The organism is Alterotamlana spongicola, assembly GCF_035818475.1.
GTDB lineage: Bacteria > Bacteroidota > Bacteroidia > Flavobacteriales > Flavobacteriaceae > Cognatitamlana.
In genome coordinates this window covers 1278718-1297474 of the sequence record NZ_JAYMGV010000001.1, presented here as the reverse complement: position 1 = coordinate 1297474, position 18757 = coordinate 1278718, and the positions used below count along the sequence as shown (strand labels likewise).

15 protein-coding genes are annotated in these 18757 nt (G+C 34.5%); 3 read left to right on the top strand and 12 right to left on the bottom strand.

Annotated elements, in window-relative coordinates; all coding sequences use genetic code 11:
- Positions 1–4: 4 nt before the first annotated feature.
- The 10 genes from VOI54_RS05685 to uvrC form a co-directional block, all read right to left on the bottom strand.
- Entirely contained in the window at positions 5–445 is a 441-nt protein-coding gene (locus VOI54_RS05685) for a hypothetical protein (protein WP_326281753.1), read from the bottom strand.
- A gap of 101 nt (positions 446–546) precedes the next feature.
- The gene (locus tag VOI54_RS05680) at positions 547–3138 is read right to left on the bottom strand and encodes a TonB-dependent receptor (RefSeq protein WP_326281752.1); all 2592 of its coding nucleotides are present in this window, start codon (positions 3136–3138) and stop codon (positions 547–549) included.
- Positions 3139–3298: 160 nt separating this feature from the next.
- Positions 3299–4918 carry a glucose-6-phosphate isomerase gene (pgi, locus tag VOI54_RS05675; protein ID WP_326281751.1) on the bottom strand — a complete coding sequence of 540 codons (1620 nt, stop codon included), beginning with the start codon at positions 4916–4918 and terminating at the stop codon, positions 3299–3301.
- A 2-nt stretch (positions 4919–4920) separates the two neighbouring features.
- On the bottom strand, positions 4921–6267 hold the full coding sequence (locus VOI54_RS05670) for a peptidoglycan DD-metalloendopeptidase family protein (protein ID WP_326281750.1): 1347 nt from the start codon (positions 6265–6267) through the stop codon (positions 4921–4923).
- Positions 6225–7142: a tryptophan 2,3-dioxygenase family protein gene (locus VOI54_RS05665; RefSeq protein ID WP_326281749.1), complete on the bottom strand. Its 918-nt coding sequence runs from the start codon at positions 7140–7142 to the stop codon at positions 6225–6227. The genes VOI54_RS05670 and VOI54_RS05665 overlap by 43 nt, the downstream gene beginning before the upstream one ends.
- A gap of 7 nt (positions 7143–7149) precedes the next feature.
- Positions 7150–7932, bottom strand: a complete 783-nt coding sequence (locus VOI54_RS05660) for a DUF3108 domain-containing protein (protein ID WP_326281748.1) — start codon at positions 7930–7932, stop codon at positions 7150–7152.
- Between the two features lie 260 nt (positions 7933–8192).
- On the bottom strand, positions 8193–9353 hold the full coding sequence (hppD, locus tag VOI54_RS05655) for a 4-hydroxyphenylpyruvate dioxygenase (RefSeq protein WP_326281747.1): 1161 nt from the start codon (positions 9351–9353) through the stop codon (positions 8193–8195).
- A 106-nt stretch (positions 9354–9459) separates the two neighbouring features.
- Complete coding sequence (locus VOI54_RS05650; RefSeq protein WP_326281746.1) at positions 9460–10617, bottom strand: homogentisate 1,2-dioxygenase; 1158 nt, start codon at positions 10615–10617, stop codon at positions 9460–9462.
- Positions 10618–10822: 205 nt separating this feature from the next.
- Positions 10823–12994 carry a patatin-like phospholipase family protein gene (locus tag VOI54_RS05645; RefSeq protein ID WP_326281745.1) on the bottom strand — a complete coding sequence of 724 codons (2172 nt, stop codon included), beginning with the start codon at positions 12992–12994 and terminating at the stop codon, positions 10823–10825.
- A gap of 167 nt (positions 12995–13161) precedes the next feature.
- The gene (gene uvrC, locus VOI54_RS05640) at positions 13162–14964 is read right to left on the bottom strand and encodes an excinuclease ABC subunit UvrC (protein WP_326281744.1); all 1803 of its coding nucleotides are present in this window, start codon (positions 14962–14964) and stop codon (positions 13162–13164) included.
- 236 nt (positions 14965–15200) lie between these two features.
- Here uvrC and rimK point away from each other — a divergent pair, with 236 nt between their 5' ends.
- From rimK to VOI54_RS05625, 3 genes are read left to right on the top strand one after another with little or no spacing between them, the layout of a single operon-like run.
- Positions 15201–16076 carry a 30S ribosomal protein S6--L-glutamate ligase gene (gene rimK / locus VOI54_RS05635; protein WP_326281743.1) on the top strand — a complete coding sequence of 292 codons (876 nt, stop codon included), beginning with the start codon at positions 15201–15203 and terminating at the stop codon, positions 16074–16076.
- On the top strand, positions 16077–17051 hold the full coding sequence (locus VOI54_RS05630) for a succinylglutamate desuccinylase/aspartoacylase family protein (protein ID WP_326281742.1): 975 nt from the start codon (positions 16077–16079) through the stop codon (positions 17049–17051). It begins immediately after the preceding gene.
- A 4-nt stretch (positions 17052–17055) separates the two neighbouring features.
- Positions 17056–17619, top strand: coding sequence for a 5-formyltetrahydrofolate cyclo-ligase (locus tag VOI54_RS05625; RefSeq protein WP_326281741.1), 564 nt, complete (start codon positions 17056–17058; stop codon positions 17617–17619).
- 29 nt (positions 17620–17648) lie between these two features.
- On the opposite strand, the gene VOI54_RS05620 is transcribed toward VOI54_RS05625, so the two are convergent.
- Both VOI54_RS05620 and VOI54_RS05615 read right to left on the bottom strand, forming a co-directional pair.
- Complete coding sequence (locus VOI54_RS05620) at positions 17649–18278, bottom strand: lipoprotein signal peptidase (RefSeq protein ID WP_326281740.1); 630 nt, start codon at positions 18276–18278, stop codon at positions 17649–17651.
- Positions 18279–18379: 101 nt separating this feature from the next.
- Positions 18380–18754 (bottom strand): TraR/DksA family transcriptional regulator, encoded by a 375-nt coding sequence (locus VOI54_RS05615; RefSeq protein WP_326281739.1) that lies wholly within the window; start codon positions 18752–18754, stop codon positions 18380–18382.
- Positions 18755–18757 lie beyond the last annotated feature (3 nt).

The following is an 18757-nucleotide window of genomic DNA, read 5'->3' as shown; positions in this document are numbered from 1 at the left end:
AAGATTATCCTATCCAGTCACTCCAGGGGATTCTGGATAAAAACAGGAGCAGGGCTATGGTATAGAATATAGCTATGGTTTTAAGCTTAGCTTTTGATGTCAATTTCTTTTTATGCTTTGAATACCCAATAGTAATTAATGCCACTGCTAATATGTTTACAAACGGGTGTTCTACAAGATACAATCTGTTTACAGCATCTTTCATAACACCTCCCATACCTAATTCACTGAATAGTTGTAAACGTGGTGATACCACATATAAGATCAAACCAATCAATAATTGAATATGTGATACAATTAATGTAAATAAAGATTTTCTAAAATCATTGGCTTCGTACTCTTTATCTCCCACTGTTTTTACAATGGCATTTACAGCTGCAATGATTAATATTATTAGCACTAAATAGGCCCAATAAGAATGAAGTGTTTTTACAACGCTATACATGAAGATATGATTTTAAATTTTAAAGACAAATGTAATAATTAAAAACATAAAAAAACCGCTTCTATATGAAGCGGTTTTTAATATTTCAAAAAAGTTCCAAATTAGAAATTGTAACGCATACTGGCATTATAAGTTCTACCTATACCTAAATAATATCCAAATGCATCTCTTTGATTAATATAAGCCTCATTAAATACATTAAACACATTAGCTCTAAACGTAAGTCTGTTATCACCAATATTGAATACATATGTTAAACCTGCATCAGCTAATGTATAAGCCGGTAATCTTACAGATTCATATTGTCTGCCTTCTAATGCTTCATTAGCAACATCTTCAGGGTCAACAAACTCATATAAATCGGTATATATATTATAGTCAAAATCAAAAGATAAGTTGTCACATATATTTCCTCTAACACCAGCTCCAAAAGATGTTTGTGGAGCATTACCAATTTTAACATTGGTTAAATCTACATTACCATCTTCAATAATAAAGTCTCCTGTGTCATCATTTTGTAAAGTATATGGTGTTGAGCCTTCATATTTCCAGTTACCCAATGAACCATAACCTCTTAAGCTGAATCTGGATGCTAATGGTCTGTATTCAAAATCAAACTCTACACCTCGGTGTACTTGAGTAACATCGGTCATTCTATATGTTGATGTTTCGTCATTATCTAATCTTGGTCCGTTTACAGATAAAAATCTATTTCCCCATTCTGTATTATACAAATCAACATTTAACCTGAATACATCATTTTGGAATCTATATCCTCCTTCAAAGCCAATAATTTCTTCGTTATCAACTTCTGGGCTTACCAACTCATTTGAATATCTGATATTAGCAAATACATTATCTAAAAATGGTTGACGTGAATAAACTCCGGCATTGGCAAAGATAGCATGTTTTTCACTTATCTTATAAGCAGCACCACCTTTAAGGTTATATCCTGTTTTAGATATTTTTTCAGATTTCCCAAGACCATCACCTGCTCCTGAAAGCCTACCTTCTCTTTGATATGACTGTGTTGAAAGTGCTCCCTGTAAGAATGCAGAAAAACCATCTTGCTTATATTCTACTTGCCCAAATCCACCAAGATAATTGATGTTTTCTGAGTAATCACGATCATATCTCTGATCTTCATCTGCAAAATCAAATAATGATGACCATGGATTAGCATCAAATCTTTCAGTTAGAACATAATCATCTGGCCTGTCAGTTCTAAAGTTATCATTATAACCTGTTAGACCTAAAAAGTCTTCAATTTGTCTAAAGTGATCTCCTCTATAGGTTCTTCCATCTACTCCAACATTAAATGACCAATTTTCATTAGTTTCAATATTTAAATTAGATAATAGACCATACCAATTGTGGTTGTTTACAGAGGATCTTCTTAGATAAGAGTCTCCAAAGTTTCCAACGCCATTATCTGCTGTATCAATATTATTTACAATAATTTGATCAAAATCAATTAATCCATTAGAATCATTTCTTACTCGACCACGACCTAAACCACCGGTTCCTCCACCACGTCCCCATGATGCATAAAGTACGGTAGATAAATCAAGCCCTTCATTGATATTAAAATCCCAGTTTAAGTTTGCTACTGGCTTATGATAATAATTACGTCTTTCAGTAAAACGAGAACCTTCTAAATACCCCGAGTTCCCATTATATTTTTCACCATATCTCTCATAGTTTTCTAAGTCATCTGAGAAGTTTTGGTCATGCCATTGTGGAGCTCCTGTTAAAAGAAAATTGAAAGCATGTGTATCATTTGGCTGATACCCTACAGAAAATAAATAATTTTGTCCTTGACCTGCTGTGCCTTCAGAATACTTTCTATGTGCTTGCCAATGGTCAACTAAAACTGAAAATGCCCAACCACTTTCTTTTAAACCCGTACTATACGCTACAGTACCTTTAGCATAACTGTCATTTCCTGCTAAAAATCTAACAAAACCACCTTCTTGTCTATCTGTAGTTTTTGATACGATATTAACTGTACCACCCACTGAAGAAATTGCTAATTTTGAAGATCCTAATCCACGTTGTATTTGTACCGCATTTGCAACATCTGACATCCCAGACCAGTTAGACCAATACATTCTTCCATCTTCCATACCGTTTATTGGCTGTCCGTTTAATAGATAAGCCGTGTTAACCTGATCAAAACCTCTTAAGAAGATTTGAGAATCACCAAACCCTCCTGCCTGATTAGAAACATATATTGATGGTGTGTTTTTAAGGGCTTCACCAAACTCAACGTTACCTGCAGATTTAAGTTGAATACTCTTTCCCTGAATAGTAGAAACGGCTACCGGAGTTTGTCTGTTTTCAGCTAAATCAATTACCCCTGTTCCTATAATAACAATCTCTTCTAAACTGTTATCCGGAGCTACAGTAATATTGCCTAAATCTGTATCTCCGCTAAATGATAATACTACTGTACCATACCCAACATAAGAAATGATAATTTCTCCTGATTCCTGCTGAGTGGTTAAGGTAAACTTACCATCAAAATCTGTAGACACTCCATTAGAAGTTCCTTTTTCTATAACATTTGCACCTGGTAGTGGTGAATCAAGCTCAGCGTCAATTACAACTCCAGTAATTGTACTTTGGGCCATTAAAACTGTAGAAAACAAAACTGCTACAGCTAACATTAAAAAATGAGTAGTTTTTTTCATAATTAATTATTTGAAATTAGTCGATGCAAAAATACACATAATTAAGCATGAAACATTATGTAAATGTTAACAATTTTAACACAAACTATCAACAAAAAAGGCATCAAATAATTAAATATTGATGCCTTTTTTAAGTTTTTAATTAAAAACTGCTACTTTTTTAACTTAAATTCTTATAGAAATTCAATAAATTAGAGGTAGATGAATCATGTTCGTTTTTTTTGCTTCCATTAAATTCCTGTAAAATTTCTGTTGCTAATTGCTTTCCTAGCTCTACTCCAAATTGATCATAGCTAAAAATATTCCAGATAATACCCTGAACAAATATTTTATGCTCATACATAGCTATCAATTTCCCCAGGCTCTCTGGAGATAGCTTATTAATAAAAATGGTATTGGTAGGTTTATTTCCTTCAAATATTTTAAAAGGCACTATATTTTCTTTAGTCCCCTCATTAACCACTGTTTCCATTGTTTTACCATTCAACAAGGCCTCTGTCTGAGCCAGAAAATTGGATGTTAATTTATCCTGATGATCTTGATTGCCGTGCAATGACTTGGCAAACCCAATAAAATCAGCTGGGATTAACTTAGTTCCCTGATGAATAAGCTGAAAAAATGCGTGTTGTGAATTTGTTCCGGGCTCTCCCCAAATAATAGTTCCTGTTTGATAATCAACAGGACTTCCGTTTCTATCCACACTTTTACCATTACTTTCCATGATACCTTGTTGCAAATAGGTTGCAAACTGGTTTAAGTATTGAGAATACGGAATAATAGCCTCACTTTCTGCATTAAAAAAGTTATTATACCATACACTTATTAAAGCTAATATTACAGGAATGTTGGTATCAAAACCTTCATTTTTAAAATGGTCATCCATTTTATTAGCGCCTTTTAGTAAACTGTCAAAATGATCATAACCAACCGCTAAACTAATGGTTAAACCTACCGCACTCCAAAGTGAAAAACGTCCACCAACCCAATCCCACATTGGAAAAATGTTGTTTTCATCTATACCAAAACCTTTTACTTTTTCAATATTTGTTGATACTGCAACAAAATGTTTTGCTATAGCTTCTTCTGTTCCTGATTTTAAGAACCATTGCTTTATTGTATTTGCATTTGATAGTGTTTCCTGAGTTGTAAACGTTTTAGAAACTATTACAAATAAGGTGGTTTCCGGATTTAGCTTTTTAATGACCTCATTAACATGATCTCCGTCAACATTACTTACAAAATGTGTGGTTAAATGGTTTTTATAATATTGCAATGAATCCACAACCATGGCTGGTCCCAGATCTGAGCCACCAATTCCAATATTTACAACATCTGTAAATACTTTGCCCGAAAACCCCTTTCTTTCTCCATTTATAACCTCATTGGTAAAGCCTTCTATTTTTTCTTTTACCTGATATACTTCAGGAATTACATTAATTCCATCTACTTTAAATTCGGCTGTTTTTGGTGCTCTTAATGCTGTATGTAATACGGCCCTTCCTTCAGTTTGATTAATGACCTCTCCTGAAAACTGACTTTCAATAGCTTCTTTTAACTTGACATCTTCAGCTAATTGCAATAAGTATTTTAATGTTTCTTCCGTTATTCTGTTTTTTGAAAAGTCTACGTAAAAATCATCCCATTTAATTGTGAATTTATTTGCTCGCTCTTTGTCTTCTGCAAATAAATTTTTCATCTGAACATCCTTTACATTTTCAAAATGCTCTTGTAATTGTTTCCACGATTTTGTGGTAGTGGGGTTAATACTGGGTAATGCCATGATTAAAGGTTAAGTGTAATTAAATTATTCTTTTCTTCTAGTGTCTCTTCTAAGGTTTTCTCATCTAAAATTTCTGTACTCTCAAACGGGATATTGTCTAACTGACTTTTTATAGGCTTGATAAATTTTAAATATTCAAGTTTTAACGAATCTGAAATGGGTTTTGCTTCTGGTAGTTTTTGTTTAAACGGATCTACCTGCCTTCCATTTACCCAAAAACGATAGCAAACATGTGGCCCTCCTGTATTTCCTGTCATACCTACCCAGCCTATTACATCGCCTTGTTTAACAAATTGCCCCACTTTTACATTCCGCTTTTTCATGTGCAGGTACTGCGTTTCGTAAGTAGCGTTATGGCGTATTTTCACATAGTTACCATTGCCGCCGGTATAACTGGCTTTTGTAACCGTACCATTAGCTGTAGCCATAATAGGTGTTCCTATAGGCGCTGCAAAATCAGTACCTTTATGAGGTCTTACCTTATAACCATAAACTGCTATTCGGCGTTTTAAATTATATCTTGAAGATACTCTGCTGAATTTTACCGGTGCTTTTAAAAAGGCACGACGTAGGTTTTTTGCTTCTTCGTTAAAGTAATCAATGATTCCTTTTACCGAATCAGTCTCAAATTCAAAAGCATAAAATGGCTCATTATTATGTTCAAAATAGGCCGCTTTTATATTATGTACTCCGGTATAAATAGTATCATCTATATATTTATCCGTATAAATCACTTTAAACCGATCGCCTTTTTGAAGGCGCCTGAAATCTATAGTCCACGCATAAATTTCATCGGCCATTTTATAAGCAAGTCTTGGGCTCAACCCTTGCTCTTCCAATGTTAAAGAGATATTATTGTTTATAACACCGGTAGCCGTTTTTTCTACATACGTAATTGGTTTTCTATTGGTATAGGCATGTATGGAATCTTTAAAATTTATAACGACATACTCTTCTAAATTGGGTTGATAAATAAACGACTGCGGAAGTTCTAACGAATCTTTTGAACACAAAAGGGTATAGGGCTTGCCTATCTGAAGCTGTCTTATATCAAAGGTGTCTTTTGCTTTTTCAGCAATGTGAAATATTTGGGGATACCCCACTTTATTGCGTTCTAATATTTCTCCAAAACTATCGCCTTTTTTAATGGTGTCCCGCTTTACCACAAAGTCGTTTAAATTAAAACCAAATTCAATAATATCTTTTGGCTCTTCAACAACAGCTATAATCTCTTCTGCCAGTATGTCTTCTTTTGCATCGTCTTTACAGGCTGTTAAAAAAACAACCCCTATTAATAGTATTTGCACTATACATCTGTTCCCCACGCTTCTATTTCTTGGTCTGTCCATAAATCTGGAAAAAATATTCGTTTTTGATATTTAGGGTGCATGTATTTTACCCATTCACTTCCCCCTGTAGCCTCTGCCGTATTACCTCCTATATTTAAATAATGATTTGCAGTATTATAATGCGCTATAACCCACTTAATATTAACGGTATGATCATAATGCCGCATGGCTTTTATCAGCTTTTCATTGCTTTGTGAAGCCTTAGGTAGTCCTTTAAATTTGCTCCACAAATTGTTATTTTGATAAAATTTGGTAAATCTAATAAATTCTTCTTTATACCGCTCTTCAAAAGCCGTTAAAGTATAGGTCTTTTTCCCCGTTTTATAATCCTTTCCTGCAGCTTGCCAATATAAATGCTCAAAGGCATGTTCATATGAAGAATTTCTATCTATAGTTTCTCTAAACCTTTTATCTATTAGATTGATAAGTTCTGTAGACGCAAATTCAATTTTTCTATACTGTGCACTTTGAAAACCGCTTGCCGGGGTTAATGTTGTTCTGAACTTATTGTACTGCTCTATATCCATACCATCCTTCATAATACTGAACGACGAGGTCAACACATCAAAATACCTGCTTACCCGCATTATTTTGTCTGTAAACACTTCTGTTGTAATATGTTCAGCCTTTGCCACCTGTTCAATTTCACTCAAAATCATTTTGAACAAAAGTTCTGAGATTTGATGGTACATGATAAACACGTTCTCATCTGGAAAAGTGGTACGTTGGATTTGAAGATTCAGTAAGGCATCTGTTTGAATATAATCCCAATAATTAATGGGTTTACTGTGTAATAAACCTTCTAGATGTGTTTCAACATCCTGGTCTATAGCTTCGTATTTTTCTTTTATTTTTTTGGTAATATCAGCGCTCAAAATTCCTTTAATTATCTACAACTATTTTGAAAGGATGTTTAAGACCTTTAAAAGCCTCTAAATCTGCTCTTAAAGAGCCTATAGCTAAATCTGCCTTAATGCGCAAAGGTACTTTATTTTTGTCTTTTGAAACCCATAGTGTTAAACTTTCTTCTTCTTTAAAAACACGCCCGGCCATTACATAGGGTCTAAATTTTAAAGCTTCTACTTTTCCAAAATCTGTTCTAATAGATTCTTCGCCAAGATATTTAAGTTTAAACCCGTAATTTTCTTCATCAAAAAACATATCCAACTGTACTTCATCCCCTATTTTCAAAGTCTCTGTATCCAAATTGTTTCTCAGATAATAGAATGTGGATACCATATCCTGAATATTGGGTTTGGTGTCTATTGTTTTTTTTGTTTTATGCTTTTTGTTATTTACAAAAGCCTTGTGCTTTTCTTGGTCAAAATGAATCTCTATATCCTTGGTATAACCCCCCTCGTCAATATTTCTAATAAATTTATAGGGTACAATAGTTTCTTTATCAAAATAACTTTCATATCTGTCTTTTACTTTAAAGAACCATTTAATCATCCCTGTAGTCCAGCCTTTGCCTACTACATGATAAACATCCTTATCGCTAATTTTTGCTTCTTTTATAGTAAGTGTGGCATTACCTGCTTTGAGCCAATTACTATAGCTCATTTTAAATTTAAACCATTCTCCGGTATCAAACGCAGGTTCCTGTTGCCCAAAAACGAATTGCATGGGTACAATAACAAGACATATAAGTAGTACTTTTTTCATTTTCATTGGGTAATTGTAATGTAACAATTTTTGTCTGATTTTATTGCCTATAATTAGGGAATTACAATTACTGTTCCAAAAATATAAAAAAACTTCAGACAGCTTCTTTCTAAATGACGTTCTTAACATTAATTTGTTACATAAAAAGCACCATCATACAAATTGATGGTGCTTTTTTATAAATATAATGTGTTAGCAAAGCCCTTCTTTAATCTAACTATCTTTAAAATCACCTATAAGGTGTTTCCTAATTATTTAGATTAAAGCGTACCGCGCCTTGCCTGCTCTCTTTCTATTGATTCAAAAAGGGCCTTAAAATTTCCGGCTCCAAATCCGCGAGCTCCCATACGTTGGATGATTTCAAAAAATAAGGTCGGCCTGTCTTCAACCGGTCTTGTAAAGATTTGAAGCAGATAGCCTTCTTCATCGGCATCAATCATAATGCCTAAGGTTTTTAAGGTTTCTATATCTTCCCGTAATTTGTGGTCATGGGCTAATAAGCGTTTTGGAACTGCTTCATAATAAGTATCCGGAGGTGTGGTTAAAAACTCTACTCCTCTTGCGCGCATACCCTCTATTGTTGAAATAATATCATCTGTAGCTACTGCTATATGCTGCACCCCGGGGCCTTCATAAAAATCTAAATACTCCTCTATTTGCGATTTTTTCTTGCCCTCTGCCGGCTCATTAATTGGAAACTTGATACGCCCGTTACCATTACTCATTACTTTACTCATTAGAGCTGAATATTCTGTATGGATTTGCTTATCATCAAAAGATAAAAAGTTTTCAAATCCCATAACATCCTCATACCATTTTACCCAGGTATTCATCTCTCCCCAACCTACATTTCCAACCATATGGTCTACAAATTTTAAACCCAATGGCTCCGGATTATAATCTGAATTCCATTCTTCAAAACCGGGAAGGAATACGCCCTTATAGTTTTTGCGTTCTACAAACATATGCACTGTTTCTCCATAGGTACAAATTCCGGCTCGCACCACTTCTCCATACTCATCCTTTTCTACAAATGGCTCCATATAGGATTTTGCGCCTCTACTTGTAGTCTCCTCATAGGCCTTTCTGGCATCGTCTACCCAAAGTGCAATGACTTTTACGCCATCTCCATGCTTAACAATGTGATTATTGATAGGGTTTTTAGAATTTAGCGGTGTGGTGAGCACTAATCTTATTTTGTCTTGTTTAAGCACATAAGAAACAGTTTCTTTGCTGCCTGTTTCAAGTCCCCTGTAAGCAAACGACTGAAATCCGAATGCTGTTTTATAAAAATGAGCTGCTTGCTTAGCATTGCCCACATAAAGTTCTATATAATCTGTTCCCAGAAGCGGTAAAAAGTCTTGTGCCCCTTCAAATATTTTTTCTAAACCGTAGTTTACTGATTTTATGTCTTTACTCATGATAATTTTGTTTAAATGTGGATGAGTTTATCTGTTAATTTGTTTTTTATCCTTAATTAAAGTAATCACTGAAATTGTCTATAAGCTATAAAGCTCAAACAGCGTACTATTCCAACCAAGATTTATGATAACTATCATCGGTTATTTTTATAGCATCTTCTGTAACCATTAACGGTTTAAAGGTATCTACCATTACTGCCAATTCTTCTGTCTCCGTTTCACCTATACTGCGTTCTGTTGCTCCCGGATGCGGACCATGTGGAATCCCTGCCGGGTGCAATGAAATATGCCCTGCCTCTATATCATTTCTACTCATAAAATCCCCGTCGACATAATATAAAACTTCATCTGAATCAATATTACTATGATTATAGGGTGCCGGAATAGCCTGTGGATGATAATCATATAACCTAGGCACAAAGCTACATACTACAAAGGCATCTGTTTCAAAAGTCTGGTGCACCGGTGGTGGTTGATGGATACGACCTGTAATTGGTTCAAAATCATGAATTGAAAAGGCATATGGATAATTATACCCGTCATACCCAATCACATCAAAGGGGTGTGACGCGTAAACCATTTCTATGATATCATCTTGTTTTTTTACTTTTATAAGAAAATCTCCGGATTCATTATAAGTCTCCAATTCTTCTGGTCTTCTAATATCCCGTTCGCAAAACGGCGAGTGCTCCAACAATTGTCCAAACCAATTTCTATAACGTTTTGGTGTGTAAATGGGGCGTCTTGACTCTACAATAAAGAGTCGATTGTCTTCAGTATCAAAGTCGATTTTATAAATAATCCCTCGTGGCACTAATAAATAATCACCATATTTAAAATCTAGATTCCCCAGCATAGTTCTTAATTTCCCTGTGCCTTTATGAATAAAAATCAATTCATCAGCATCTGTATTTTTGTAAAAATAATCATGTGTGGAGGCTTGGGGTGCTGCCAAGATAATAGCACAATCACTATTGATCAATACTGTTTTCCGGCTTTCTAAAAAATCTTTTTCCGGTTTTATTTTAAATCCTTCTAGTCTATATGATTTTATATTGTTTGAAACAGCTATTTTGGGAGCAACACTGTATTGCTTTTTAATGGCTTTTACTTGTGTTGGGCGCTGTTCATGATAACTGTTTGTAGACATCCCATCAAATCCTATAGTTCCAAATAGTTGTTCATAATACAAACTCCCGTCTGGTTTCCTGAATTGGATATGTCTTTTATGTGGAATATTCCCTAATTTATGATAAAAAGGCATATTTTGAAATTTTTAAAATTAATAATTAAGAGCACCCTAAAGCAAATTCAGAACGCTAATTGACTAATACTTATAAAGATACAAAAAGTATACTCATTCAGGATTTCTCTTAATGAGATAGTGAAGAAATGCTAATAAGTCTTTCCAGAAGAGTTTCATAATACCACAAATATCGTAAACTTATTATATTAAAACAAACCGGGTGCTAAAACCAGAATCCCATACTAAAAAACCAGTTGCTGTTCTTTTGCTCTGGCGAATAACTATATTTTACCTGAATGGGTCCTACAAAAGTTTCAATAGCATAACCCAACGCATAGCCTCTATAGTCCGGGAGGGTAAACCACTCTCCAGTATCAAAAATATTATCATCAATATTTGCCCAATTACCTTCTAAGGTTATATGATGTTTTTTTAAAACCTCATAATCTATCAAAGCTGACGCTTTTACATAGCTATTTCCTATCAAAGAGATAAAGTCATACCCAACAAAAGGAATAAAATTATTGATTAAATCATTTCCATAGCCTCCAAAAGCAAAATCTAATGCACTATCAGACTTATCTCCTAACTTAAATCCTCCGCTATTCTGTATATTAAATGCCAACTTATCTGTTATACTAAACGCATAACCTATATCTGCTTTGGCTATTGAAAAATTCTTAAAATCACTACCTGCACTGGAAGAATACAGATATGAATTTAAACTTCCATTAAAATACACCCCTTTTTTTGGAAAATATTTGTTATCATAAGTATCCAGTTTAAGGTTTCCAAAAAGGCTTAAATAATCTGTATTCTCAAACTGAAAATCTTCATCATCATCTCCGGACAAGGTTTCTGTATCTATATCTAATCTTTTGTGTTCACCGCCCAAACTCAGAGAAAAATCTCTTCTAAATAAGGTTTGCACATAAAGCTGATTGGTTTGATCCCTTAATTTTACATCTATTTTTTTTAGGCCTGTATTGGTTACCTGAGCATCATCCAAAATCAATTCTGCATTAATATTTTTATCAAATTGATTATATCTTGACTTTATTCCTATACTCCAATAAAACCCTTTATCTATTAAATACTCAAAGTTATACCGCACATTATCCCCCAGTATAATATCCAATGAAGCTACATCATTATTAAAAAGTAAATGTTTTTTTGTCAGGTTTGCAAGGGCAGCGCTTTTGTATAGATCATCATAGTGAATTCCCAGTTTTAAAAAGGTATTCACCTGTGTTTCTTTTACACTTGCCAGAAGGCTATACCCCTCCTCCTTATCATCTATACTTTTCAATTCATACTCTAATGCATCAAAATTGTTGGTGGCCACTAGGTTATTTATACCTTTATTAAAATCGGTATAACTTATTTTTTCATTATTTTTTATCTTGAGCTTCCCTAAAACATAGGCTCTTGTATAATTTTCATTCCCTTTTACTGTAACTTTATTGATTTGAATACTATCAATAGGTTTTGGCCTCAGGTTTGAAGTCACATTTGGAGGCTTTTTGTTTACTAATTTTTGAAGTACGCTTAATTTATCATATGCAGCTCCTTTACCCTTTTCAATAATTTCGCGGCCTTCATTAAAAGAAACGACGTTAAAATCTGTAATATTTGGTTTAATGTAAACATCTGTTTTTCCAACCTTTAACTTCATATCTTTAATGGTCCTGAAGTTATTAATTTGCAGCAAAACATCCGGGGCAGAAACCAGCTCTTCTCTTGTAGCCAATCCATCTTGTACATCAACACCTATAATAATATCCATACCCTTGGCACGCAATTCATTAACAGGGTAGTTGTTTACCACACCTCCGTCAATTAAAATAGTATCATTAATTACCACGGGCTGAAATAATGAAGGCAGGGCACTACTTGCCATTATTGACTGGGTTAAATTCCCTTTATCCAGAATAACCTGTTGGCCGTTTTCAATATTTGTTGCTATACAAAAAAACGGTATAGGCAACTCACTAAATTTATCTATCGCATTGACATGAATCAATAGTTTTAACAGCATACCGTAGGTGTAATACCCTTTAGAAAGCGCCGAGGGAAGCTTTATTTTAAAATTATTGAATGGTAATTTTATAGCATACTTTTCGGCATTATCTCGTTCAGAAAAAGGTTTGGATGCCCTTGGTAGGTTATCACTAATAATGTTATCAAAATCTACTTCCTGAAATATAGAATCTAATTGCTTTCCTGAGTACCCTGAAGCATATAATCCCCCTATTATAGCTCCCATACTGGTGCCAGCAACATAATCAATCTTTACTCCTAAACTATCAATCACTTTTAACACGCCAATATGCGCTAATCCTTTTGCGCCACCACCACTTAATACCAAACCTACTTTTGGTTTAGGGTCCTGCATTTTGTTTTGCGCATTTACGGAATGTAATACGAAAAGAAAGAAGAATGATATGGCTATTTTTAAATTCAATGTATCTTTAACTAAAAACTTTTGTTATGTTGGCATAGGCATTAAAACATGAAACCTTTTGTTTATGGGGTTTCTCCTTGCATCGAAAAGGCAAATCTTTATGATTGTGACTTCTCATGATAATAATTATAAACTTTCTCAGCTCTTGAGGCTCCTACAACATCTTCCAGTTCATCTAATTTGGCATTAGCAACACGTTTAGCTGATTTAAAATGTTTCAACAGCTCCACTACCGTTTTTTCTCCAATGCCCTGAATTGTTTCCAGCTCTGTATTCAATGCATTTTTGCTACGTCTGTTTCTGTGGTGTTCTATACCAAATCGATGCGCTTCATTACGCAACTGCTGAATAATCTTTAGTGTTTCGCTTTTTTTATCTAAATATAAGGGAATTGGGTCATTTGGGTAAAATAATTCTTCCAAACGTTTGGCAATTCCGACGATAGCAATTTTACCTCTTAAATTCAAAATATCAAGGCTCTTTAACGCTGATGATAACTGCCCTTTCCCTCCATCAATAATTATAAGTTGCGGCAAGGGTTGCTCTTCTTCAACCAAACGTTTATAACGCCTGTAAACCACTTCTTCCATTGAAGCAAAATCGTCTGGCCCTTCTACGGTTTTAATATTAAAATGTCGGTAATCCTTTTTACTGGGTTTACCATTTTTAAAGACCACACATGCTGCTACCGGATTAGTACCCTGAATATTTGAGTTATCAAAACACTCAATATGTCTTGGTTCTTCTGAGAGTCTTAAATCGGCTTTCATTTGCGCCATAATTCTATTGGCATGCCTGTCCGGGTCAACTATTTTCATTTGCTTGAAACGCTCCATTCTATAATACTTTGCATTTCTTAGGGATAGATCCAAAATATGTTTCTTATCTCCCAGCTTGGGTACTGTCACTTTTATTTTTTCACCTAAATCTATTTTAAAAGGCACATATACTTCTTTGGAATTAGAGTTAAAACGTTGCCGGATTTCTGTGATGGCCAATTCTAAAAGTACATCATCCGTTTCATCAAGCTTCTTTTTGATCTCCAGTGTATGTGAACGAATAATTGAACCATAAGACAACTGTAAAAAGTTCACATACCCATAGCTCTCATCACTCATTATAGAGAATACATCTACATTGCTGATCTTTGGATTTACAATTGTTGATTTTGCCTGATAGTTTTCTAAAATTTCTAATTTTTCCTTAATCTTTTGCGCTTCTTCAAACTGCATATTTTCAGCATAGGCCTTCATTTGTGCTTTAAACTGTGATAATGAATCCTTGAAGTTTCCTTTTAAAATTTCTTTTATAGCCTTTATGTTTTCATTGTATGCTTCTTCGGTTTCATAGCCCTCACAAGGCCCTTTGCAGTTTCCTAAATGATACTCTAAACAGACCTTATATTTTCCTGCTTTAATTTTTTCTTCCGCCAAATCGTAATTACAAGTACGCAGAGCATATAATCCTTTAATCAAATCAAGTAATGTATGCACTGTTTTAACACTGGTATACGGCCCAAAATACTCTCCGCTATTTTTAAAAACACGTCGTGTAGAAAACACTCTGGGGAAACGCTCTTTTTTTATACAAATCCATGGATATGATTTGTCGTCTTTCAACATAACATTATATCTGGGCTGATACTTTTTTATTAAGTTATTCTCTAACAGCAACGCATCTGTCTCTGTATCAACTACAATATGTTTTATATTGGCTATTTTTTTTACTAATACCTTGGTTTTGCCATAATCGTGGTTTTTAGTAAAGTATGAGCTTACCCGTTTTTTTAAGTTTTTTGCTTTTCCAACATAAATTACAGTACCCTCTTTATCGTAATACTGATAAACTCCGGGTTGATTTGGCAGGGTTTTTAATTGTATCTCTAAATCGGGGGTATCCATTAGTGTAAAGGTAATTATTTAATTTTTTTATAAACCCATTCTATGTTATAAAACATGTTAAGATTTCCCATTACATATAACTTTCAGAACCTGATTTATCTTGTGTTGAGAGGATCAGATAAAAGCAATGCAACTCTAAAGTCATTTTTTTTGGGAAAACATATAAGATTCACTTAACTTTAAACTCGGATGAAGCACGTAGATTTAGAACGTATTTCTTTATTACATACCAAAAAATGAACATAGTCATTCTATCTAGAAATCCGCAGTTATACTCTACGGAACGCCTTATTGAAGAAGGTGAAAAAAGAGGTCACAGCATAGAGGTTATAGATCCCCTTAAGTGTGATATCATTATTGAAAAAGAAAAGCCTACCATTTATTATAAAGACCGTTATTTAAATTATGTAGATGCCATAGTTCCCAGAATTGGTGCTTCTGTAACATTTTATGGTTGCGCCGTGGTAAGACAATTTGAAATGATGGGTGTATTTACTATTGCAACTTCTAACGCTATTCAACGCTCCAGAGACAAGCTTAGAAGTTTGCAACGTTTGAGTAAAGCGGGGATTGGCATGCCTAAGACGGTTTTCACCAATTATTCAAGAGACGTAGAAGAAGTTATTGAACATGTTGGAGGCACTCCGGTTATTATAAAACTATTAGAGGGCACCCAAGGTTTAGGTGTTGTTTTAGCTGAAACAAAAAATGCGGCTGAGTCTGTTTTAGAAGCTTTTAACGGGTTACAGGCCAGAGTCATTGTTCAGGAGTTTATTAAAGAAGCCGGTGGTTCAGATGTCAGGGCATTGGTTGTAGATGGACAAGTGGTTGGTGCCATGAAACGCCAGGGGAAAGAAGGAGAATTTCGTTCTAATTTGCATCGTGGCGGTACGGCAAATATTATCAAGTTAAATCATGATGAGCTAAAACTGGCTATGAATGCCTCACGTGCCTTAAACCTACCGGTTTGTGGTGTTGATATGTTACAATCTGCAAGAGGGCCCTTATTATTGGAAGTCAATTCCACTCCGGGATTAGAAGGTATAGAAACTGCCACCGGGAGAAATATTGCCAAATCTATTATTAGATATATTGAAAAAAACGCAAAATAAATGCCCAAGACAAAAGTTGAGATATTACATATTTTAGGAGAACAGGTACTCCCGGGAGAAAGTAAAGAAGTAAATTTTGATGTTGCTAATTTACACACCTCTACACCGGTAAATGTTCCCGTTATTATTGAACGTTCAAAAAAGCCCGGGCCTACGGTATTGTTTACTGCCGGAATTCATGGAGACGAAGTCAACGGCGTTGAAATTGTCAGACAACTTATAGCAAAAGGTATTAACCGGCCTAAAACAGGCACTATTATTTGTATGCCTGTAATCAATGTCTTTGGTTTTATAAACCTAAAGCGTGAATTTCCTGATGGCAGGGATTTAAACCGTGTATTTCCCGGTAGCCCTTCCGGTTCATTGGCCGCACGCGTAGCCTACAAGCTCATACATGAAGTCATCCCTCATGCTGATTTAATCATTGATTTTCATACCGGCGGCTCTGATAGGTTTAATGCACCTCAATTACGTTATACTAAAGACCATACCGATCTAAATGCATTAGCAAAAGCCTTTGGCCCTCCCTTCGTGCTCTATTCTAAAAACTTATCCAAATCCTTTAGAACCACCTGCTCTAAACTAGGCAAGCCTTTATTACTTTTTGAAGGCGGAAAATCGTTTCATATTGATGATATAGTTACCAATTCAGGAGTTAACGGTTCAAAACGTATTTTAAAACATTTAGGCATGCTAAAAACGGTTTTTAAATCTACTAAACCCAAAAGAGAATGTATTTTTATTAATGAAAGTAAGTGGTTACGCGCCAAATATTCTGGTATGTTCAAAGCTGTTGCTCCTATTGGTTCCCATGTAGAAAAAGATGATATTTTGGGCAATATTACAGACCCTTATGGTAAGTTTAATTATTTTGTCAGGGCCAGACATGCCGGTTATATTATAAATATAAACGAATCCCCTATAGTCTATCAGGGAGATGCTTTATTTCACATCTCTGTTGAGATCAAAACCTAGTGGTATGAATAAATCAGAATTACGCAAAATATATAAATCCAAACGTAAAGACTTATCTAAAGATCAAATTGAGGATTTGAGTTTAGCCATTTCAAACCAACTTTTAAGGTTGCCCGTTTGGAATCATTCCTTTTATCACATCTTTTTAGCTATTGAAGAACAGAAAGAAATTAATACAGAATATATTTTAAATATCCTTTCCGGAAAGGACAAAAACGTTCTTATTTCTAAAAGTGATTTTAAAACCGGGGCTATGACCCATGTTCTGCTAACAGATAATACCGTCATCAAAAAAAACAAATATCATATTCCTGAACCTATAGATGGTATAGCTATTACAGATGATCAAATTGACGTGGTTTTTATCCCCCTTTTAGCCTTTGATAAACAAGGACACCGTGTTGGTTATGGTAAAGGATTTTATGATCGGTTTTTAGCCAAATGTAAACCTGCCACCATTAAAATTGGCTTGTCCTTTTTTGAGGCTGAAGATAGGATTACCGATGTCTTTGAAAGTGATATTGGATTGGATTATTGTATAACACCATATTCTATCTATGAGTTTTAACACCCATATAATATAAGAACAGATATTTTCTAAATATCTGTTCTTTTAGAAAACGCCTTCTTATTGAACACAATAAGCATTATAAACCCGGTACTTATGGCCATATCTGCTACGTTAAAAACGGGTTCGAAAAAGTTAAAACGTTTCCCCCCGTAAAAGGGCACCCATTGGGGTAAATCCACTTCTATAAGCGGAAAGTACAACATGTCTACCACACGGCCATACAGTAAGGTATCATACCCCCCGGTTTCAGGTAAAAATGTAGCTACCTGACTGATACTGTCATCAAATAAAACACCATAAAATACAGAATCTATAATATTACCTAAAGCTCCAGCAAAAATTAAAGCTATGGCTATTATTAAAATTTTTGAACCCTGCTTTTTTGTGGCATCATATAACCAATAGCCTATACCAAATATAGCTACCACTCTAAATAAAGTTAGAATTACTTTTGCTGATCTATCTGAAATAAACGTGGTAAAATCACTAAGTTTTGTTCCCCAGGCCATGCCGTCATTTTCTATAAAATAGATTTTAAACCAACTAAAAATAGCTACACTTTCATGAAGCATAAAGTGTGTTTTAACATACACTTTACTAACCTGGTCAATCAGTAAGATGACCACAATAAGAAAAAATGATTTTTTTAGTGACATGTATTGGATTTAAGACCTTTTGATAACTCGTGGCGACAAAAGTGCTAAAATGAAAAACGCCCCATTACTGAGACGTTTCAAATATATCATTTATTGTTAGATTATTGCATGTTTTTTGCTTCAATACTTAAAGTAGCATGAGGCACAAGCTCTAATCGTTTTTTGTTAATTAATTTGCCTGTAACACGGCAAACACCATAGGTTTTGTTTTCAATACGGATAAGGGCATTTTTTAGATCACGAATAAACTTCTCCTGGCGGATGGCCAATTGTGAATTAGACTCCTTACTCATTACTGCACTTCCTTCATCAAAAGCTTTAAATGTAGGCGATGTATCTTCTGTACCATTATTATGATCATTCATATACGCACTCTTAATAAGCTCTAAATCATGTTGTGCTTTTTCTATTTTTTCTGAGATTAACTCTTTAAATTCTGCTAACTCAGCATCTGAGTATCTTACACTATCTCCCATAAT